The 20,171-nt window shown below is 72.4% G+C and carries 21 protein-coding genes; 7 read left to right on the top strand and 14 right to left on the bottom strand.

Going from position 1 to position 20,171, the window contains the following annotated elements:
* Nucleotides 1-229 precede the first annotated feature (229 nt).
* The 3 genes from ACIQCZ_RS34200 to ACIQCZ_RS34190 all read right to left on the bottom strand — a co-directional run bounded on the left by ACIQCZ_RS34200 (nt 230) and on the right by ACIQCZ_RS34190 (nt 3,176).
* Nucleotides 230-1,504 (bottom strand): HRDC domain-containing protein, encoded by a 1,275-nt coding sequence (locus ACIQCZ_RS34200; RefSeq protein WP_402288419.1) that lies wholly within the window; start codon nt 1,502-1,504, stop codon nt 230-232.
* 117 nt (nt 1,505-1,621) lie between these two features.
* Nucleotides 1,622-2,284, bottom strand: coding sequence for a response regulator transcription factor (locus ACIQCZ_RS34195; RefSeq protein ID WP_024488613.1), 663 nt, complete (start codon nt 2,282-2,284; stop codon nt 1,622-1,624).
* Nucleotides 2,285-2,516: 232 nt separating this feature from the next.
* Complete coding sequence (locus tag ACIQCZ_RS34190; protein WP_402288416.1) at nt 2,517-3,176, bottom strand: DUF3000 domain-containing protein; 660 nt, start codon at nt 3,174-3,176, stop codon at nt 2,517-2,519.
* Nucleotides 3,177-3,267: 91 nt separating this feature from the next.
* Here ACIQCZ_RS34190 and hemE point away from each other — a divergent pair, with 91 nt between their 5' ends.
* A complete protein-coding gene (hemE, locus tag ACIQCZ_RS34185; RefSeq protein WP_402288414.1) occupies nt 3,268-4,341 on the top strand; it encodes a uroporphyrinogen decarboxylase in 1,074 nt (357 codons plus the stop codon).
* A 72-nt stretch (nt 4,342-4,413) separates the two neighbouring features.
* Here the strand turns inward: hemE and ACIQCZ_RS34180 are convergent, their stop codons facing one another.
* A complete protein-coding gene (locus ACIQCZ_RS34180; RefSeq protein ID WP_402288412.1) occupies nt 4,414-5,799 on the bottom strand; it encodes an FAD-dependent oxidoreductase in 1,386 nt (461 codons plus the stop codon).
* Nucleotides 5,800-5,836: 37 nt separating this feature from the next.
* Nucleotides 5,837-6,817, bottom strand: a complete 981-nt coding sequence (locus ACIQCZ_RS34175) for a DUF4349 domain-containing protein (protein WP_402288410.1) — start codon at nt 6,815-6,817, stop codon at nt 5,837-5,839.
* Between the two features lie 127 nt (nt 6,818-6,944).
* On the opposite strand from ACIQCZ_RS34175, the gene hemG reads away from it, so the two are divergent.
* Nucleotides 6,945-8,432 carry a protoporphyrinogen oxidase gene (gene hemG / locus ACIQCZ_RS34170; RefSeq protein ID WP_402288408.1) on the top strand — a complete coding sequence of 496 codons (1,488 nt, stop codon included), beginning with the start codon at nt 6,945-6,947 and terminating at the stop codon, nt 8,430-8,432.
* 4 nt (nt 8,433-8,436) lie between these two features.
* Nucleotides 8,437-9,150: a hydrogen peroxide-dependent heme synthase gene (gene hemQ / locus ACIQCZ_RS34165; protein WP_376212256.1), complete on the top strand. Its 714-nt coding sequence runs from the start codon at nt 8,437-8,439 to the stop codon at nt 9,148-9,150.
* A gap of 32 nt (nt 9,151-9,182) precedes the next feature.
* On the opposite strand, the gene ACIQCZ_RS34160 is transcribed toward hemQ, so the two are convergent.
* The 4 genes from ACIQCZ_RS34160 to ACIQCZ_RS34145 form a co-directional block, all read right to left on the bottom strand.
* A complete protein-coding gene (locus ACIQCZ_RS34160; RefSeq protein WP_402288406.1) occupies nt 9,183-9,812 on the bottom strand; it encodes a hypothetical protein in 630 nt (209 codons plus the stop codon).
* A 4-nt stretch (nt 9,813-9,816) separates the two neighbouring features.
* Complete coding sequence (locus ACIQCZ_RS34155; RefSeq protein ID WP_402288404.1) at nt 9,817-10,881, bottom strand: TIGR04222 domain-containing membrane protein; 1,065 nt, start codon at nt 10,879-10,881, stop codon at nt 9,817-9,819.
* A gap of 7 nt (nt 10,882-10,888) precedes the next feature.
* Nucleotides 10,889-12,199 (bottom strand): DUF692 family multinuclear iron-containing protein, encoded by a 1,311-nt coding sequence (locus ACIQCZ_RS34150; protein ID WP_402288401.1) that lies wholly within the window; start codon nt 12,197-12,199, stop codon nt 10,889-10,891.
* A 167-nt stretch (nt 12,200-12,366) separates the two neighbouring features.
* The gene (locus tag ACIQCZ_RS34145) at nt 12,367-13,086 is read right to left on the bottom strand and encodes a peptidyl-tRNA hydrolase (protein ID WP_402288565.1); all 720 of its coding nucleotides are present in this window, start codon (nt 13,084-13,086) and stop codon (nt 12,367-12,369) included.
* 123 nt (nt 13,087-13,209) lie between these two features.
* Between ACIQCZ_RS34145 and ACIQCZ_RS34140 the strand changes: the two genes are divergently transcribed.
* From ACIQCZ_RS34140 to ACIQCZ_RS34125, 4 genes are read left to right on the top strand one after another with little or no spacing between them, the layout of a single operon-like run.
* Nucleotides 13,210-13,887, top strand: a complete 678-nt coding sequence (locus tag ACIQCZ_RS34140) for an AIM24 family protein (RefSeq protein ID WP_402288399.1) — start codon at nt 13,210-13,212, stop codon at nt 13,885-13,887.
* A 44-nt stretch (nt 13,888-13,931) separates the two neighbouring features.
* Entirely contained in the window at nt 13,932-14,771 is an 840-nt protein-coding gene (locus ACIQCZ_RS34135; protein ID WP_402288398.1) for an ATP-binding cassette domain-containing protein, read from the top strand.
* Entirely contained in the window at nt 14,768-15,436 is a 669-nt protein-coding gene (locus ACIQCZ_RS34130; protein ID WP_402288396.1) for an ABC transporter, read from the top strand. Before ACIQCZ_RS34135 ends, ACIQCZ_RS34130 begins: the two co-directional genes overlap by 4 nt.
* 14 nt (nt 15,437-15,450) lie before the next feature.
* Nucleotides 15,451-15,654: a hypothetical protein gene (locus ACIQCZ_RS34125; RefSeq protein ID WP_402288394.1), complete on the top strand. Its 204-nt coding sequence runs from the start codon at nt 15,451-15,453 to the stop codon at nt 15,652-15,654.
* A gap of 10 nt (nt 15,655-15,664) precedes the next feature.
* Here the strand turns inward: ACIQCZ_RS34125 and ACIQCZ_RS34120 are convergent, their stop codons facing one another.
* The 5 genes from ACIQCZ_RS34120 to zapE form a co-directional block, all read right to left on the bottom strand.
* Nucleotides 15,665-16,552 (bottom strand): polysaccharide deacetylase family protein, encoded by an 888-nt coding sequence (locus ACIQCZ_RS34120; protein WP_402288392.1) that lies wholly within the window; start codon nt 16,550-16,552, stop codon nt 15,665-15,667.
* A 17-nt stretch (nt 16,553-16,569) separates the two neighbouring features.
* On the bottom strand, nt 16,570-16,692 hold the full coding sequence (locus ACIQCZ_RS34115) for a hypothetical protein (protein WP_402288389.1): 123 nt from the start codon (nt 16,690-16,692) through the stop codon (nt 16,570-16,572).
* Between the two features lie 198 nt (nt 16,693-16,890).
* Nucleotides 16,891-18,270 carry an alkaline phosphatase PhoX gene (locus ACIQCZ_RS34110; RefSeq protein ID WP_402288386.1) on the bottom strand — a complete coding sequence of 460 codons (1,380 nt, stop codon included), beginning with the start codon at nt 18,268-18,270 and terminating at the stop codon, nt 16,891-16,893.
* Between the two features lie 125 nt (nt 18,271-18,395).
* A complete protein-coding gene (locus tag ACIQCZ_RS34105; protein ID WP_402288384.1) occupies nt 18,396-18,821 on the bottom strand; it encodes an OsmC family protein in 426 nt (141 codons plus the stop codon).
* Between the two features lie 102 nt (nt 18,822-18,923).
* The gene (gene zapE, locus ACIQCZ_RS34100; protein ID WP_402288381.1) at nt 18,924-20,063 is read right to left on the bottom strand and encodes a cell division protein ZapE; all 1,140 of its coding nucleotides are present in this window, start codon (nt 20,061-20,063) and stop codon (nt 18,924-18,926) included.
* Between the last annotated feature and the right edge of the window lie 108 nt (nt 20,064-20,171).

Raw genomic sequence — 20,171 nt, 5'->3', positions numbered from 1 at the left:
GCGGTGCCGTGAGCGGCAGTGTCGACGGTGCCGTGAACGGCAATCGCCGGACAGGGCGGAAGAAGAGCCCGTCCGGCGATCAAGGACGCGGTGCGGCCGGGGCCGCGCAACCTGGCGTGAATACGACCCTCGTCGGCGAGCTCGAAGAGGGTTGGGGCGTGGGCTGGGTGCCCTGATCCCCGCCGCTCCCCAGGAGAAGCAGGTGCCGTCCACGGGGGCGGGTTCAGCGTCAGGCCGCCGACGTCAGCGCGCGGTACAGGAGCGGGGCCACGTGTTCGATCTGCCAGCGTCGCGCCCCGTACCCGGTGAGCGCCGTCTCGATGGCGTCCGGGGTCGGGTTCCTGGGCGGCTCCCAGCAGACCCGGCGCACCGTGTCCGGGGTGATGAGGTTCTCCTGCGGCATGTGCAGTCGCTCGGCGAGCTCCGACACGGCGGTGCGGGCGGCCGAGAGCCGGGCCGCGGCCGCCGGGTCCTTGTCGGCCCAGGCGCGGGGCGGCGGCGGACCGGCGACGGTCTGGCCGGGCTGGGGGAGTTCCGAGTCCGGCAGCGCCTTGGCCCGGTCGACGGCCGCCTGCCACTGCTCCAGCTGCCGCCGCCCCATGCGGTGGCCGAATCCGGGCAGGGCGGTGAGCGCGTGGACGTTCGGCGGAAGCGCGAGCGCGGCCTCGACGATCGCGGCATCGCCCAGGACCTTGCCGGGGGAGACGTCCCGGCGCCGCGCGATCTCGTCGCGGGCGGTCCACAGCTCCCGTACCACCGCCATCTGACGGCGGCGGCGGACCTTGTGCATGCCGGAGGTGCGGCGCCACGGGTCCTTGCGCGGGGGAGCGGGCGGTGCCGAGGCGATCGCGTCGAACTCCTCCCGCGCCCACTCCAGCTTGCCCTGCCGGTCGAGCTCGTCCTCCAGGGCGTTGCGCAGATCGATCAGCAGCTCGACATCGAGCGCCGCGTAACGCAGCCACGGGTCGGGCAGCGGGCGGGTGGACCAGTCGACGGCGGAATGGCCCTTCTCCAGGGAGTAGCCGAGCACGTTCTCGACCATGGCCCCGAGGCCCACGCGCGGGAAGCCGGCGAGGCGCCCGGCCAGCTCCGTGTCGAAGAGTCCGCTGGGGGTCATCCCTATCTCGCGCAGACAGGGCAGGTCCTGGGTGGCGGCGTGCAGGATCCACTCGCTGCCGTGCAGGACCTCTCCGAGCCCCGACAGGTCGGGGCAGCCGACCGGGTCGATCAGTGCGCTGCCCGCGCCGTCGCGGCGCAGCTGCACGAGGTAGGCACGCTGGCCGTAGCGGTAGCCGGAGGCGCGCTCCGCGTCGACGGCCACCGGTCCGGAGCCCGCGGCGAAGGCCGCGATCACCCGGGCGAGGGCGTCGTCGGAGGCCACCACCGGGGGAATGCCCTCGCGCGGTTCGAGCAAGGGGATCGGCGCCGGGGCGACGTCGTCCGGGGGAGCGCCCCCGGTGGTTCGCAGTGAAGTGTCTGCTGCGGTCTCTTGGGCGTCGGTCACGTGTCAAGGGTATCCGTGTAAGTGCGGCGCCCGTCGACGGAACGTTCCGTCGACGGGCGCCGATGCATGTAAACCAGCCGGTCCGTGAGGCCGCGCGGACCTGCCTGGGAGCGAGGGTCAGTGGATGATGCCCGTTCGCAGGGCGACGGCGACCATTCCGGCACGGTCTCCGGTGCCGAGCTTGCGGGCGATTCGGGCGAGGTGGCTCTTGACGGTCAGGGCGGACAGGCCCATGGAGACGCCGATGGCCTTGTTCGACTGGCCCTCGGCGACCAGCCGGAGGACCTCGACCTCGCGGCCGGACAGTTCGCGATAACCGCCCGGGTGGCTCGGGGTGCCGGGGGGCCGGCGGTGCATACGGGCGGCATTGGCGCCGATGGGGGCGACGCCGGGACGGGTGGGGTGGCCGATGTTGGTTCGGGTGCCGGTGACGACGTAGCCCTTCACGCCGCCCGCGAGGGCGTTGCGTACGGCGCCGATGTCGTCGGCGGCGGAAAGGGCGAGGCCGTTCGGCCAGCCGGCGGCTCGGGTCTCGGACAAGAGGGTCAGCCCGGAACCGTCGGGCAGGTGGACGTCGGCTACGCAGATGTCGCGTGGATTGCCGACGCGGGGACGGGCCTCCGCGATGGACGACGCCTCGATGACGTCACGTACTCCGAGTGCCCACAGATGGCGGGTGACGGTGGAACGGACGCGCGGGTCGGCCACGACGACCATGGCCGTCGGCTTGTTCGGGCGGTAGGCGACCAGGCTTGCGGGCTGCTCTAGGAGAACGGACACCAGGCCTCCTGGGGAGTGGCGGGACGGGCCGGCTCGGGGATGAAGCCGGGGCGAACCGTGCTTGAAGGGTCATTGACCTCTTCGGCAGCAGACCCGTCCTCCTTTAGGGGAAGATCACGATTTGCTGAGTAATAATTAGGGCAAATCGGACATGCGATCGATTGTACGAAAAAAATGCCGGTAGCGCCGCGTTTTAAGTCACGCAGTGTTACCGGCCTTCGGGGGTGAGACTTCAGGAGACCTGGGGGCCGCGCCGCTGGGGGAGCGTCACCACCGCCGCGTCGGCGGGACCCGACGGAGGCAGCCCGGCGATCTGGCACAGCAGATCGCCCCATGCCATCAGATGCGCCGCCGCGTCCGGCACCCCGCCGCGGCCCTCGCGCGGTGTCCATGACGCCCGGATCTCGATCTGCGTCGCCGGACGCCTCGTGGCCAGCGTGCCGAAGTAGTGCGACCCCGCCCGCGTCACCGTGCCGCCGGCCTCCCCGTACGACAGGCCGCGAGCCTCCAGCGCGCCGGTCAGCCACGACCAGCACACCTCCGGCAGCAGGGGATCGGAAGCCATCTCCGGCTCCAGCTCGGCCCGTACGAGAGTCACCAGGCGGAAGGTTCCCTGCCAGGCCTCGTGCCCGGCCGGGTCATGGAGCAGCACGAGACGGCCGTCCGCGAGATCGTCCTCGCCCTCCACGACCGCGGCCTCCAGGGCGTACGCGTACGGAGCGAGCCGCTTGGGCGGCTGTGTCGACTCCACCTCCAGCTCCGGGCGGAGCCGCGCCGAGTGCAACGCGTCCACCGCCGACCGGAAAGCGGGCGGGACGGAACCACCCTCCGCGCTGTCCTTGCTGTCAGCGCCATCGGATTGATCGGAGAACTGTCCCTGAGCCGGAGCCATGCGGGGAAGAGTAGGCGGAACCGGAGCCTCGCGCAGGGAGGGACACCCGGGCGGGCCCGGCGGCTTGCGGCTTCGTGCGAAGATTCTGGGTGTGAGTGCCAACGATCGCCCCATGGGCCAGCAGACGAAGACATCCGCCACCCATGAGTCGGCGTTCCTGAAGGCTTGCCGCCGCGAGCCGGTGCCGCACACGCCGGTCTGGTTCATGCGCCAGGCCGGACGTTCGCTTCCGGAGTACCTCAAGGTTCGCGAGGGCATCCCGATGCTCGACTCCTGCATGATGCCGGAGCTCGTCGCGGAGATCACGATGCAGCCCGTGCGCCGCCACAAGGTCGACGCCGCGATCTACTTCAGCGACATCGTCGTACCGCTCAAGGCCATCGGTATCGACCTCGACATCAAGCCCGGCGTCGGTCCGGTCATCGCCGACCCGATCCGCACCCGCGCCGATCTGGCCCGGCTGCGCGACCTCACCCCCGAGGACGTCGGCTACGTCACCGAGGCCGTCGGCCTGCTCACCGCGGAACTGGGCGCCACCCCCCTGATCGGCTTCGCGGGCGCGCCCTTCACCCTCGCGAGCTACCTCGTGGAGGGCGGCCCGTCGCGCAACCACGAGCACACCAAGGCCCTGATGTACGGCGACCCGCAGCTCTGGGCGGATCTCCTCGACCGGCTCGCCGAGATCACCGGCGCCTTCCTCAAGGTGCAGATCGAGGCGGGCGTCTCGGCCGTCCAGCTCTTCGACTCCTGGGTGGGCGCGCTGTCCCCCGCCGACTACCGGCGTTCGGTGCTGCCCGCCTCGGCGAAGGTCTTCGAGGCCGTCGCCGCGTACGAGGTCCCGCGCATCCACTTCGGTGTCGGCACCGGTGAACTCCTCGGGCCGATGGGCGAGGCCGGCGCGGACGTCGTCGGCGTCGACTGGCGGGTCCCGCTGGACGAGGCCGCGCGCCGGGTCGGTCCCGGCAAGGCGCTCCAGGGCAACCTCGACCCCGCCGTGCTGTTCGCACCGACGGCCACGGTGGAGGAGAAGGCGCAGGAGGTGCTGGACGCGGCCGCCGGCCTGGAGGGGCACGTCTTCAACCTGGGCCACGGCGTGATGCCGTCGATGGACCCGGACGCCCTGACGCGGCTCGTGGAGTACGTGCACGAGCGCACCGCGCACTGAGCGACGCGGGGCGGGCACCGCGACTCAGAGCCTGTCGGGTGACCGCCCGGCCGGAGGTCACCCGACAGGCTCTCAGGCCGTGCCCGCCCTGCGCACCGCTGTGACCGCCTTGCGGGCCGCCACCAGGATCGGGTCCCAGACCGGGGAGAACGGCGGGGCATAGCCCAGATCCAGGGCGGTCATCCGGTCCACCGTCATCCCGGCGGTGAGCGCCACGGCCGCGATGTCCACGCGCTTGGCCGCCCCTTCCCGGCCCACGATCTGCACACCCAGCAGCCGCCCCGTGCGGTACTCGGCGAGCATCTTCACCGTCATGGGCCGCGCCCCCGGGTAGTAGCCCGCCCGGCCCGTCGACTCGATGGTCGCCGTGACGAAGCGCAGCCCCACCGCGCGGGCGTCCTTCTCGCGCAGCCCGGTGCGGGCGATCTCCAGATCGCACACCTTGCTCACCGCGGTGCCCACCACACCGGGGAACGTCCCGTACCCGCCGCCCACGTTGGCCCCGATGATCTGGCCGTGCTTGTTGGCGTGGGTGCCGAGCGCGATATGACGGGTGCGGCCCGCCACCAGGTCGAGAACCTCGACGCAGTCGCCGCCCGCCCAGATGTTGTCGTGCCCGACCACCCGCATCGACAGATCGGTGAGCAGACCGCCGTGCGGGCCCAGCGGGAGGCCGACGGCGCGCGCCAGCGTCGTCTCCGGTTCCACGCCGATGCCGAGCACCACCACGTCCGCCGGGCAGGAACCGTCGCCGGTGACGACCGCGTCGACCCGGCCGTCCGGTCCGGTGCGGATCGCGGTGACCTCGGCCCCGTTGACCGTGGTGATGCCCAGGCCGTCCATCGCCTCGTGGACCAGCCGCCCCATGTCGGGGTCGAGCGTGGCCATCGGCTGCTCGCCGCGGTTGAGCACGGTCACCTCGAAGCCGCGCTTCAGCATCGCCTCCGCCATCTCGACGCCGATGTAGCCCGCTCCGACGACGACCGCTCGTCTGCGTCCCGGTGCCAGGTCCAGCGAATCCAGCAGCGCCTGCCCGTCGTCCAACGTCTGCACTCCGTGCACCCCGGGCGCGTCCATGCCGGGCAGCGCCGGACGCACCGGCCGGGCGCCGGTCGCAATCACCAGCTTGTCGAAGGCCGTCCAGTACGTCTCGCCGGTCTCCAGGTCCAGCGCCCGGACCCGGTGTCCGGCGACATCGATCTCCGTGACCTCGGTGCGCATCCGCAGGTCGATGTCGCGGGCCCGGTGCTCCTGCGGTGTACGGGCGATGAGGTCGTCCCGCTCCGCGACATCGCCGCCGACCCAGTACGGGATGCCGCAGGCGGAGTACGAGGTGAAGTGGCCGCGCTCGAAGACGACGACGGCCAGTTCGTCGGGGCCCTTGAGCCTGCGGGCCTGGGACGCGGCGGACATGCCCGCCGCGTCACCGCCGATGACCACCAGTCGCTCCGCCGTCATACCTGGTCCCTTCGACATCGAGTCCGAAGGGACCACGCTACGACGCCGGGGGCGCGGACGTCGGCTCGGTCGGCTCGGCCGCACGCGGCGCACGGTGTGCGGCCGACCGGTTCCGCAGCAGCCGCCACAGCAGCAGGAGAACGGCGACCGCCGCCAGGAACGGGGCCGCGGCACCGACCGCCATCGCGAGCCACCGCAGCATGGTGACGAACGCGTGCCAGCCGCCGCCGAGCGCGTCCAGGAAGCCGGGGTCGTCGTCACTGTCCTTCGTCGCCGTCTCCGGCTCGGACAGGTCGAGGGTGATCGTGGCCAGCGTGGTGCGGTCCTTCAACGACGCCTGCTGGGCGAGCAACGACTCCAAGGACGCCTGACGGCTGCTCAGTTCCCCTTCCAGCGCGACCACGTCGGTGAGCTTCTCGGCCCGGTCCATCAGCTTGCGCACCCGTGCCACGCTCGCCCGCTGGGTGGCGATCCGGCTCTCCACGTCGACCACCTCGTCGGTGACGTCCTTCGCGGACGACTTGCGCGAGAGCAGCTTCCCGGTACCCGCGAGATCCCGCAGGACCGCGTCGTACTCGCCCTGCGGGACACGCAGCACGATATGTGACATTTCATGCGTGTCGTCGACCCGCTCGGTCTCCTCGCCCGCCACCAGACCGCCCGCGCTCTCCGCGACCGAGCGGGCGGCCGCCGCGGCCCTCGGCACGCTCTTCACCTCCACCGAGAGCGAGGCGGTACGGATGACATGGGTGCCGACGGGCAGGGCATCGGACTTCTTCCGCTGCGCGGGCGAACCGCCCGCCTCCTGCGGGCCCTGTGCCGCCTTTCCGTCCGCGGTGTCCGCGGCGCTGCGCTCGCCCGCGGAGACCGCCCTCTTGCTGTCGCCGGAACCCGAATCGCTCGCGCCGCCCCCGGCGCCGCAGCCGCTGAGAGCGAGGAGCCCGGCCAGGAGCCCGGCGGCCAGGACCGTGCGTGAACGACGGACGGATGAACGGCCGGAATGCCGGTCTGTCTGCATAACTGCTCTCCCGGGACGGGTGGTTGATGATGCCGGTTCGACGTGCGGGGCAGGGGTGCGGGTTGCCCGATACCGGTTTCGAAGCGGTCACGTTCAGGACTCGGATGAGGTTTGAGAGAGTGGGGGCATGCAGCGTTCACACAACCGCGCGGACACAGGTACGGGTCATGTCGTCGTCATCGGCGGCGGCATCGCCGGGCTCGCCGCCGCCCACCGGCTCCTCGGGGCCGGGCTGCGGGTCACCCTCCTGGAGGCCACCGGCCGGCTCGGCGGCAAGCTCATGACCGGTGAGATCGCGGGGACCCGGGTCGACCTGGGTGCCGAGTCGATGCTCGCCCGGCGCCCGGAAGCGGTCGCCCTGGCGCGCGCCGTCGGGCTCGGCGACCGCCTCCGGCCACCCGCCACCGCCACCGCATCGGTCTGGACGCGCGACGCCCTGCGGCCCATGCCCAAGGGCCATGTGATGGGCGTACCGAGCGACCCGGCGGCGCTCGGCGCGGTGCTCTCCCCGGAGGGCCTCGCCCGCATCGCGCAGGAGCGCGACCTCACCCCGACCCCCGTCGGCGACGATGTCGCGGTCGGTGCGTACGTCGCCGACCGGCTGGGCCGCGAGGTCGTCGACCGGCTCGTGGAGCCGCTGCTCGGCGGGGTGTACGCGGGCGACGCCTACCGGATCTCGATGCGCGCCGCCGTGCCCCAGCTCTTCGAGGTGGCACGGGAGGGCGGTTCACTGCTCGACGGTGTCCGGCGCGTCCAGGAACGGGCCGCCGCCCGGCAGCAGACCGGACCGGTGTTCCAGGGCATCGACGGCGGCATCGGCACCCTGCCGTCCGCGGTCGCCGACGCCGTGCGCGCGGCGGGCGGGGAGATCCTGACCGCCACCCCCGTCCTCGGCCTGACCCGTACCGCCGACGGCTGGGACGTCCGCACGGACGCCCGGGTGATCACCGCCGACGGCATCGTGCTGGCCGCGCCCGCATGGTCCGCCTCCACCCTGCTCGCCGCCGAGTCCCCGGCCGCCTCCGCCGAGCTCGCCGGTGTCGAGTACGCGTCGATGGCCCTCGTCACCATGGCGTTCCGCCGCTCCGACGTAGCCGCCACCGACGCACTCCACGGGCGCTCCGGCTTCCTCGTGCCCCCGGTGGACGGTCGCACCATCAAGGCCTCCACCTTCTCCACCCACAAGTGGAACTGGGTCGCCGACGGCGCGCCCGACCTGTTCGTCCTGCGCACCTCCGTCGGCCGGTACGGCGAGGAGGACCACCTGCACCGTGAGGACGGCGAACTGGTCGATGTGTCGCTGCGCGACCTCGCTGCGGCGACCGGACTGACCGCGAAGCCCGTGGACACCGAGGTCACCCGGTGGATAGGCGGACTGCCCCAGTACCCCGTGGGCCACCTCTCCCGGGTCGCCCGGATCCGCGACGAGGTCGCCAAGCTGCCCGCGCTGCGGGTCTGCGGAGCGGTCTACGACGGCGTCGGCATCCCGGCGTGCATCGCCAGCGCCCACCGTGCCGCCGACGAGATCGTCCGCGACATCTCGGGCGGTCCCGGGGAAGAGATCATCGCCACGTCGACCCTGGTTCAGGGCACTCGGAGCGAGGCGGGACAATAGCCGTATGAGTGCGCCCGAGAAGATCCCCAACGCCGGCAAGAAGGCCAAGGACCTCAACGAGGTCATCCGCTACACGCTGTGGTCCGTCTTCAAGCTCCGCGACGTCCTGCCCGCGGACCGTGCCGGTTACGCGGAAGAGGTCCAGGAGCTGTTCGACCAGCTCGCCGCGAAGGACATCACCGTCCGAGGCACCTACGACGTCTCCGGCCTGCGTGCCGACGCCGACGTCATGATCTGGTGGCACGCCGAGACCGCTGACGAGCTGCAGGAGGCGTACAACCTCTTCCGGCGCACCAAGCTGGGCCTGGCGCTGGAGCCGGTCTGGTCGAACATGGCGCTGCACCGCCCCGCCGAGTTCAACAAGTCGCACATCCCGGCGTTCCTGGCCGACGAGACGCCGCGCAACTACATCAGCGTCTACCCCTTCGTGCGTTCCTACGACTGGTACCTGCTGCCCGACGAGGACCGCCGCCGCATGCTCGCGGACCACGGCAAGATGGCCCGCGGCTACCCCGACGTCCGGGCCAACACCGTCGCCTCCTTCTCGCTCGGCGACTACGAGTGGATCCTCGCCTTCGAGGCCGACGAGCTGTACCGGATCGTCGACCTGATGCGCCACCTGCGGGCCTCCGAGGCCCGGATGCACGTCCGTGAGGAGGTTCCGTTCTACACGGGACGCAGGAAGTCGGTCGCAGACCTGGTGGCCGGGCTCGCGTAGCGAGCGGGCTCCGACCACCCCAGCCCGGAAGATCAGACGGCGGGCGCCGGCGCGTTCCGCGCTGCCCGTCGTTCCAGCGACACCGGGTTCGGATCCGGGTTCGCCGCAGGCACCGGCCTGCGGCGACCCCGGAACCCACGGACAAGCACGCGGAGTACGGCTCCGCTTCGCCGGCTTCCCGGACGGCCGGGCGATGCCCGGCCGGAGGGACGCCTGGCGCCGAGCGCGGCACGCAGTGCCGGATCGTGCACGGCGCGGACGCCCCGTAGGGCCATCGCCGCCAGGACGTCGTGGCCGGCGTCCGACACCGAGGTCTCGTTCGTGGCCAGCAGCCGTCGGCCGGCGGGCAAGGCCCAGGAGCTGTACGGATGGACCTCCATCCGGGCGATGGCCAGACATCCCGGGGTCGGCGCGAGCGGCAGCCCGAACCGGACGGGCATGGATACCACCCGGCCGCCGGAGCACTCCTCCTGACCGGGCATCAGCAGTGCGGCAGCGCCCATCGCGACCACCAGCAGAGCCGCTCTTTGCACCGCGCGGACCGCGGCCGCGACATCGGTCCCGACGCCGCCGGGGACGGCCGGCCCCGTGGCGACGAGCCGGTCGGCCTGTTCATCATGCGGACGGTGCGGCGCCGCGGGCGAAGGCGCGGGGCACCGCATGCGCTCAGGAACCGCTGCCGCAGCTGGAACCCCCGCCACCGCAGCTGGAACCGCCACCGCAGCTGGAACCGCTGCTGCCGGAACAACCGGAGCCGCTCGATCCGCCGCAGCCGGACCCCGAGGCGCAGCTCGCCCCCGAACCGCACCCGCCACCACTCCCGCCGCCGCTGCCTCCGTCGCCGGAACTCCCGCAGCTGCCGTTGCCGAGGCTGGTACCGGCGCACCAGACCACCGGTGCGGCGAACAGCATCGAGGAGTCCGACGACGCGTGCGAGCCCGAACCCGGGCCCGTGAGCCGAGACCGTCCGGCCGGGCGCATCCCGGCCGCCGCGATCAGCTGTGTCCGCAGTACGGGATCGGGGAGGGCGCGCAGTCCGAGTGTGGCCACCAGGTGGGCCGGCTGCGGGTTGTACGCGTGGGCGGCGCGGTACACCCCGGCCGCCCGCCGCCCCGGTCCGGTGACGCGCCCCCGGGCGACGGCCGCGCAGGCGAAGCCGATCGGGAAGCCGATGATCAGGGCCGGGAGAACCTTGAAGGCGAAGGGTACGGAGAAATCGACCTCGGGCGAGTCGTCGGCCATGAACTGCACGGCCGTCACCACGACGGTGAGCGGGATGGCCAGCAGACAGACCAGGCCCTGTACGACGCCCCAGCGGCGCCACACGCGGGTCGTGGTGGGCGAAGCCAGCAGCCCGCGGGCCGCGAGGCCGTCGCCGATCTCCTGCACCGCGGGGTGCCGCATCACCGCGTCGCGCAGGGTGTGCAGGGCGCCGCTGGGAGCGGTGGCATGCGTCTGGAGCACCGCGCGCTCGACCGGGTCACGGGCGTCCACCTGCTGGACGGCGACGATGCCGGGGCCGCCGACGGTGAGCCGTCCGTCCGTGTGCATCGCGGTGAGCGTGGTGTCCACGACCCTGCCCGGCCCCCCGTTCAGGAAGGCGACTTCGAGGAGATCGTGGACGGAGCCGCCGGACCCGCCGCGGGCACGGACGAGTCCCACGACCAGGAGGACGCAGGAGACGGCTACGGCGAGGTCCACCAGCAGCGCGAGCGTGTTCGTGCCGGTCATCCCCTGGTCACCTTCCGACCAGGGCCGCGCGGGCCGCACGTACCAGCCGGGTGGTGCGGCGCGGCGGTCGCGCGCCGGCCCGGTCCTGCCACCAGTACGTCAGCCGGCGCCGTGCCGCGTCGTCGGCGGGCCGGCCGGCGATCAGCAGATCCTCGGCGAAGTCCAGTGCGTCGCGCCGGTATCCGGCGGACATGGGACGGGTCCTGGCGTACGCGAGGAACGCGTCCCGGTACCCGGTGCCCAGGATCTCCGGCAGTTCGGGGGCCACCTTGGCGACCACCCCGGCCCGCTTGGCGGCCAGGGCACGGCTCTGGATCCCGAGACGGTGGTGGTCGAAGCCGTGCGGGGCGGGCGTGCCCGCGACGAGGGCGGAGAGCAGAGCGGTCTGGGCGACCGCGACCCGGTCGCGCGCCGAGTCGGGGTGCGAGGACTCCTCGGCGCCCGGGGCGGGCCGGCTCGCGCCCCCTCCGGCGGACGGGGCCGGGATGCTGCGGGCGGCCGCCCGGTCCAGCGTGGCGCGGATCGTGGTGAGTTCGTCCGCCAGCTCCGCGGCGGGCGGGAAGTCGTCGTCCCGCTCCAGCAGCACACCGGGCGGGTCGACCCGGGAGCGGAGTTCGGCGAGGACGTCGAGGACGGGCCGGGTGACCGGGTGGGCGTGGGTGTCGTGCCAGACGCCGTCCTTCTCGACGCCCCCCGCCACATGCACGTACGCGATGGCCTCCACCGGCAGTTCGTCGAGCGCGGTGGCCGGGTCCTCCCCGCGGTTGACGTGGTTGGTGTGCAGATTGGCGACGTCGATCAGCAGCCGGACGCCGGTGCGCTCGACCAGTTCCGCCAGGAACTGCCCCTCCGTCAGCTCCTCGTCGGGCCAGGAGATCAGCGCCGCGATGTTCTCCAGTGCCAGCGGTACCGGCAGCGCGTCCTGCGCGATCCGTACGTTCTCGCACAGCACGTCCAGTGCGTCCCAGGTCCGGGGGACGGGCAGCAGATGGCCCGCTTCCAGTCCCGGTGAAGCGGTGCGCGGCCCCCCGGCCCGTACGAACGCGATGTGCTCGGTGACCAGCGGAGTGCCGAGCAGTTCGGCGCGGGCCGCGAGATCCGCGAGCCGGCCGGCGTCGGGGCGCTCGGCCCCGCCGAGCCCCAGCGCGACGCCGTGCGGGACGACGGTGACACCGCGCTCCCTGAGCCGTACCAGGGAGTCGGGCAGATGACCGGTGCAGATGTTCTCCGCGACCGTCTCCACCCAGTCGATCCCCGGCAGTGCCTCGATCACGTCCGCGATCTCCGGCCGCCAGCCGATACCGATTCCCAGCTTCATGCCGTCCCCCTCCTCCACTCGATGCAGGGCTGATGGCCCCGGCGAGCAGTGGTCAATCCGAACAGGGGGACGTTCAGAGCTTCATTTGAGGTTCCGTGCCCGGGGCGACCGGGGCACGGAACGGCGGAGGGGCGGGAGGGCGACCGGACCCGTCCTCCCCTCCCCGCTCACCCCCGCAGCGCGGGATGGTCGGCGACCACCGTGCACGACCCGGGCGCGATCTCGGTGAATCCGGCGTCGCGCACGACCGGGAGCCCGCTCATCGTGAGCTCCCGCCAGCGGCCCGCCCCGGGGGTGGCGACGGACAGCGGGAAGCCCGCCTCGCGCCACGCCTTGCGCTCCGTCTCCGACAGCTCCCACCAGGCGAGCTGTGCGCCGTGCCCGGCCTGTGCCATCGCCTTGCCGGCGGACATCTCCAGCTCCGGATTGAGCCAGAGCACCGGGCCCGCGAGGTCGGGAGCGGCCGGTGGCTCGGGGTCGTCCAGATCCGTCCCCGACACCTGGAGCTTCGCCAGTTCCTTCGGCCAGCCGTCGAGGGGCACCGGCGGGAAGACCCGGACCTCGGCGCTCTCGCCCGTGACCGTGAGGCCGGGCAGCGCGGACGCCCTGCGCCACTCCGCGCCGCGCGCCCGACGCACCACCTTGCGGATCCGGGCGTCCTGCCAGTCCCGCATCGCCCGCGCCCACTCGCCCTCGCCGGCCGACCGCTCGTCGGAGAGCATCACGAGCACCGCGCGGGCGGCGGTCCGCAGCGCGTCGTTGCGCGCCGGGGGAGTCGTCTTCTCGATGTGCACGACCAGCGGCAGCACGTACTGCGGGGCCTCGTCGCGGCTCGTCCGCCCGGACCTGAACGGGCTGTCCGCCACAGCGGTGCCGGACTCCGGCAGGGACGTGGCGGGGGATTCGGAGGGGAGTGCGGGGGTGTTGTTGTCGCTCACCCGGTCCAGTCTGCCAGCCGCCGAGGAAACGCTTCTTGGCGGAATGAATCGCTCCGGGTGAGGATGCAGCGCATGAAGAGCGATCTCTTTTCCAGCGAGAACCTGGCGCAGCAGGCGACAGCCCCCGGGATGACCCTGCAGAACGCCAAATCCATCAAGTACGCCGTCAACGGTGAGATGCACGCCCGCCAGGGATCGATGATCGCGTTCCGCGGTGATCTGCAGTTCGAGCGCAAGGGGCAGGGCATCGGCGGGCTGCTCAAGCGCGCCGTCACCGGTGAGGGGCTGCCGCTGATGGCGGTCCGCGGCCAGGGCGAGGCATGGTTCGCGCACGAGGCCGCGAACTGTTTCATCGTGGAGATGGAACAGGGCGACGTCCTCACCATCAACGGCCGGAACGTGCTCTGCTTCGACGCCACGCTCTCCTACGAGATCAAGACCGTGAAGGGCGCCGGAATGACCGGCGGCGGCATCTTCAACAGCGTCTTCACCGGGTACGGCAAGCTCGGGTTGATGTGTGAGGGCCACCCCATCGTGATACCCGTCACGCCCCAGCAGCCGGTGTGCGTCGACACGGACGCGGTGGTCGGCTGGAGCGCCAGTCTGACCACGTCGCTGCACCGCTCGCAGAGCTTCGGCTCGATGATGCGCGGCGGATCGGGAGAGGCCGTCCAGCTGCGGCTGGACGGTGAGGGCTTCGTGATCGTACGGCCCAGCGAGCTCAAGCAGGAGAAGGCATCAGCGAACTGAGACTGAGTGGGGTCGGCCGCCGGTACGGCCGGGGCGGGCCATGGGTGCTGCGCGGGGTCGACCTCGACCTGCCGCCGCACGGCCTGGTCCGGATCGAGGGCGCCAACGGCACCGGCAAGTCCACGCTGTTACGGCTGCTCGCCGGGATCGACACCCCGACGGAGGGGCGGATCTCCGGCCGCAGACCCCGGACCGCGTACGTCCCCGAACGATTCCCGGCCGCAATGCCGTTCACCGCGGCCGGGTACCTCGTGCACCTCGGCCGGATCCATGGCCTGCGGACTGCGCAGGCGGCGGCGCGGGCGCAGTCGTGGCTCGTCCGCTTCGGAGCGGCCGACCACGCCCGCACACCTCTCGCGGAACTCTCCAAGGGCACCAGCCAGAAGGTCGCCGTCGCCCAGGCGTTCCTCGCCGAACCGGAGCTGCTGGTCCTGGACGAGGCATGGACCGGCCTGGACGCCGAGGCACGTGACGAACTGGACCGGGCGGTGGCCGAACGGGTCGCGGCGGGCTCCACCGTCGTCTTCGTCGACCACGATCCGCGTCGGCTCGCCGGGGCGGTCGACACCGTGTTCCGGGTCGAGGCGCACGGGCTCTTCGCCGTCCCCGTCGTACCGGCCGCGGAGCAGGGCCCGCGCGTACGGATCGACGTGACGGGCCCCCGGGATGCCGCACTCCCCACGGACCTGCCGGGCGCACCCGAGCGCACGCCCATGTCCGACGGGGGCGTACGTCTCACCGTCGCGGCGACGCACTCCGACGCGCTGCTGCTCGCCCTGCTCACCGCGCGCCCGCCCTGGCACGTCCGGCGACTGACGTCCGCCCCGGATCCTGCTGCCACCACCCCCGAGCCGGGTGGCCGTCCGACCCGAGAGGCACCATGACCGCGCTCCTCCGCTACCAGGCGGACCTGCTCGTCCGCTCCCAGCGCTGGCTCGCGCCCGTACTGCTGTACGCGGCCTTCCTCGGAATCGGCGTGCAGTCGGGGCAGCCGGTTCTCGACTCGCTCGGGTACGCCGCCGCGGGGCTCCTGCCTGTCACCGCCTGGCTCGTCCAGCTCTGCGCCGGTCAGGAGCCGCCCGCCGCCCGGACCGTCGCCGCGGCGGCGGTGGGGGCGGCGCGGGTCCATCTGGCGGCGCTGCTCGCGGCGCTCGGGTGCGCCGGGCTGCTGGGCGCGGCCGGCACCCTGCTCGTCGTGCTGATCAGCAAGCCGGCCAGCACCGACAACGCCGTCCGGGTGCCGCCACCGGCCGCCGGGCTCGCCGGTCTGCTCGCCGCCGCCTGCTGCGTGCTGCTGGGGGCAGTGGTCGGCGCGCTCTGCACCCGGCCGGTGCTGAACCGGCGCGGGTGGTCCGTCCTCGCCACCGTGACCGCCGCCCTGCTGGCCCTGGTGACCAGCGGTTCGCCGGCGCATCACGCCGTGACGGAGCTGGTCACCGGCTCGCGGACCGGCACGGTGCACCTGCCGGTCCTGCCGCTGCTCGCGGCCACCGCCCTCGCGGCGGCGGCGGTCGCGTTCACCTGCAGACTCACTTCGCTGCGCGGCTGAGTAGGCTCCTGCGCATGGACGAGCGCAAGGACGAGTCGTACTGCGGGGCGCCCGCCGCCGCCCCCGCATCCGCCGGGGCGGAGCCCGCCGCGGGACCTCCGTACGCCGAGTGCGTCCTGTGCCGCAAGCCGACCGAGTACCCCGAGTCCGTCAAGGGCATCACGCTCTGCCCGGTCTGTGAATGGCAGGAGGCCCAGCGCTCGGCGTGCTCGGGCTGACGACGCCCGGTCAGCCGCGCATCAGGTCGGAGACCTTCACGAAGCGGTACCCGCGCCTGCGCAGCTCCGGGACCACCTGACCCACCGCCCGGTCCGTGACCGGCGCCGCGCTGCGGGTGCAGTGCATGACGACCAGGGAGCCGGGACGCACCCCGTCCAGCACCTGCTGCGCCACCGCGTCCGCGTTCGTCGCGAACGCGTCGCCGCTGACCACGTCCCACTGCACCGCCGTGACCCGCTCGGGCGCGAGCGCGCGCCGCACCGCGTCGTCGTAGCAGCCGCCGGGGAAGCGGAAGTACGGCACCACATTGCGCACACCGGCCTTCCGGAACGCGGCGAAGGCCCGTTCCACATCACCGCGCATGTCGCCCTTCGCCACGGTCGGCAGCCCGTAGCAGGGGGACGCGAAGGCGTAGTGGCTGTACGAGTGGTTGGCGACCTCGAAGAGCGGATCGGCGCCGATGGACCGGGCCTGTGCCGGGTACTCATCGGCCCACCGCCCCGTCATGAACACCGTCGCGGGCACCTTCAACCGGCGCAGCAGCGCGATCAGTTCGGGGTTGTCGAAGTGCTCACCCGCAGCCGCGCGTCGGCCCTCGTCGGCCGTCATGTCGGCGTCGAAGGTCAGCGCCACCACTTTCTCGCCCGTCCGTGCCCCGTGTGCGAAGACCGGCGTCAGTCCGTCCGGGGCCGGGGCCAGTGTGGGCGGCTGCTCGGTCGTGGTGGGGGTCGCGCCCACGGACGACGATGCCGAGGGGGCACGGACGGCAGTGGGGGTCCGCCCTCCGGCCGAGGGGTGGTCGCCGGAGGACGTTCCGCCGCTCCCACAGCCGGCGAGACTGCCGAGCACCGTACCCAGAACAGTCAGAGCCGTAAATTTTCGTGCAGAGTTGATCACTCACGGAAAGTATCGGACTATCCGATGAAGGGATGTGTGCGGCGCTCCTGCGCATCGAAGTCGCTCCCGGATTCACTCGGGCCGTCCAGCAGATGCTCCGCGGTGAAGCCGAGGAGTCGTCGCGCGGCCGTGGTGTCCACCGGCGAGGTACGTCCGGGCAGCGGGCGCGGCAGCCGGGCGGTCGGGTGACAGCGGGCCGTAATACCGGGCCACTGCCGCCGAACGGCCTCATCTGCGCACGGCGGACGGGGCGTTCACCAACTGATGGGAGATCTCGCCCCGGGCGGCGCGCGGGGGGCGGGCGACAACGGCCCGCCCCCCACGCGCGCGTCAGCGCGTCAGCGCCACGGCCCCGTCACCGCGAACGTCGTCCCCGGCGTGTAGCAGTTGACGAACATCGTCCCGCCGTCCGGAGCGAACGTGACCCCGGCGAACTCGCCCCACGCGGGCTCCTGGGGCGTCCCGATGTTCTGGCGGCCCCGCGCCATCGCGTACACCTCGCCGCCCCGCGTCAGACCGAACACGTGCTGGGCGCCGTCGCCGTCCTCGCACACCATCAGCCCGCCGTCGGAGGCCAGACAGATGTTGTCCGGGGATTCGCCGGGCAGTTGGACGTCCGTTCCCGGACCGAAGACGATCACCAGCGTGAGGCGGCGCCGCTTCGGCTCGTACCGCCACACCTGGCCGTAGTGGTCGGCCGCCGAACCCTGCGAGCTGTGCGCGAAGCTGGAGACGAAGTAGACCGCGGACCCGCCCCAGTAACAGCCCTCCAGCTTCTGCGCGTGCGTGATGCCCTTCGGGCCGAAGTCCTGGAACCGGATCGGGGTCACGGCCGCCTGCGGATCCGGTACGGGCACCCACTCGACGCCCTCGAAGCTCGCGCCGGTCTCCTGGACCACGGAGAGGTCGGGGACGCCCGGCACCCGCATCGCCTCCAGATGACCGCCCGCCCGCAGCGAGCCCGTCCCGCCGAGCGGCTTGTTCGGCAGGAAGCGGTAGAAGAGCCCGAACGGCTTGTCGAACGCGTCCTCCGTCTCGTACACGATCCCGCTCTTCGGGTCGATCGCGATCGCCTCGTGCTGGAAGCGGCCCATCGCGGTGAGCGGCACGGCGCCGGTACGGCGCGGATCGGCGCCGTCCACCTCGAAGACGAAGCCGTGGTCCTTGGTGTAGCCGTTGGTACCGGCCCGGTCCTCGGTCTCCTCGCAGGTCAGCCAGGTGTTCCAAGGGGTGCGGCCGCCCGCGCAGTTCACCGCGGTACCGGCGATGGCGACGCGTTCGCCCAGGACGTTGTTGCGGCCGTCCAGTTCCAGGGCGGTGCAGCCGCCCTTGCCCATCGGGTCGTAGGTGAGGCCCTCGACGGCCGGGACCGGGATCCTGGCGGTGACGCGGTTCTCGTGGTTGCGCACCAGACGGACGTGACCGTGCCGGCCCGCGAAGGCGGCCATCCCGTCGTGGTTGCTGGGAACCTGGCCCTCGCCGGAGCGCAGTGGGTCGCCCTCCCGGGAAAGGACCCGGTAGCGGAAGCCCTTCGGGAGGTCGAGGAGCCCGTCGGGGTCGGGCACCAGCGGGCCGTAGCCGCTGTGTCCCCGGGCGGCGGCGGTACCCGCGAAGAGTTCGGAGAACGCCCCGGCGAAGGCGATCGAGGCAACGGCCGCGCCGCTGCCGGCCAGGACCTGTCGTCGTGTCGCGAGGTGTCGTGCTGCTGTTGATGACATGAGGCAACTCCCTGCTGGCGGACAGGAGAAGTGACCCGCATGTGTGTACCACGCGTATCGTCGCGCGGAAACCATGCGGGTCACCGTGCCTCGTGCGTGTCACGGCCCCACGGGGGCCCGTGGGGTCAGGCCAGGGACGCGGCGAGCGTGATCGTCGTACCCGTCAGTGCCTGGCTGACCGGGCAGTTCGCCTTGGCGTCCTCGGCGGCCTTGACGAAGCCCGCCTCGTCGAGTCCCGGCACCTCGCCCTGGACGGTGAGGTGAATACCGGTGATGCCGGTACCGGGCTGGAAGGTGACCTCGGCCCGGGTGTTCAGCCGGGTCGGCGGGGTACCGGCCGTGGCCAGACCGTTGGACAGCGCCATCGAGAAGCAGCTGGAGTGGGCCGCCGCGATGAGCTCCTCGGGGCTCGTCCTGCCGTTCGCCTTCTCCGCGCGCGAGGGCCAGGAGACCTCGTAATCGCCGATGCCCGAGGAGTCGAAGGTGACGACGCCCTTGCCCTGGATCAGGTTGCCTTCCCAGACCGTGTGCGCCTGACGCGTGGTAGCCATGCTGGATCCCTTCAAACGGTGTGCGCGGTTGCTACGGGAGGAACGAGGCGCCCCGCAGGACACCTCGGGTGGTACGCCCCCGAAGGGTGCTGTGCCCCGAACCTACTGCGCCACCAGGCCCTTCGCGTCGCGCGCCAGAGCCGTCAGCCGGGAGATCGCCCGGAAATACTTCTTCCGGTACCCGCCGTTCAGCATCTCCTCGCTGAACAGCCTGTCGAACGGGACCCCGGAGGCGAGCACCGGGACCTCACGGTCGTACAGCCGGTCGGCGAGGACGACGAGCCGCAGCGCGGTCGACTGGTCCGGCACCGGCTGGACCTCGGTCAGGCAGACCGCCCGCAGGCCGTCCGTCAGCGCCCCGTAGCGGCTCGGATGGACCCGGGCGAGATGGTCGAGGAGCGAGGGGAAGTCGTCCAGGCTGGCGCCCTCGGTGGCGTACGCGGCCCGGGTGACCTGTTCGTCGGAGTACGGCGCGGGGGCCTCGGGCAGCCCGCGGTGGCGGTAGTCCTCGCCGTCGATCCGCAGCGGACGGAAGTGCGCGGACAGCCCCTGGATCTCCCGCAGGAAGTCGGCGGCGGCGAACCGGCCCTCGCCGAGCTTGCCGGGCAGCGTGTTGGAGGTGGCGGCGAGCGCGACCCCCGCCTCGACGAGCCTGCTGAGCAGCGACGACACCAGGACGGTGTCGCCCGGGTCGTCCAGCTCGAATTCGTCGATGCACAGCAGCCGGTGCCCGCTCAGCGTCCGCACGGTCTGCTGGAAGCCCAGCGCGCCGACCAGGTTCGTCAGCTCGACGAACGTGCCGAACGCCTTCAGCGAGGGCGCGGCGGGCGTGGCGTGCCAGAGGGAGGCCAGCAGATGGGTCTTGCCGACGCCGTAGCCGCCGTCGAGATAGACCCCGAGGGGGGACGCGGGCGCCGACGGCTTCCTGCTGAACCGCCCACCCGTAGCCCGCCACCACCCCTCCGAGGACGCGCTTCGCGCTCTCTTGTTCTTGCCGGAGCCGGTGGCATGCGCGCCGCCGAGCCCGGCCGCGAAGCCGCTCAGGACCTCGACCGCCTCGGTCTGGCTCGGCCGGCCCGGGTCCGGGACATACGTATCGAAACGCACGGAGTCGAAACGCGGCGGCGGCACCATCTCGGCGACCAGTCGGTCGGCGGGAACGTGCGGTTCGAGCGCGCACAGGGACAGCGGGGCCGTTTCGGCTATGGGGCTCTGCCCCGGCACGGCGGTGGAGGACGACACAGCCGTCAAGCTTAGACCGACCGGCACATGGGGGGCGGCGTCGCGGGGCTGGGCACGCGCATCTGCGGCGTTGTCGTCGGTCGACAACTCCCCCATAGCCCGAAAGGC

The organism is Streptomyces sp. NPDC093149 (assembly GCF_044754145.1).
Taxonomy (GTDB): domain Bacteria; phylum Actinomycetota; class Actinomycetes; order Streptomycetales; family Streptomycetaceae; genus Streptomyces.
Note: the sequence above shows the minus strand (reverse complement) of the source record. Positions and strands in the feature narration are given on the sequence as shown.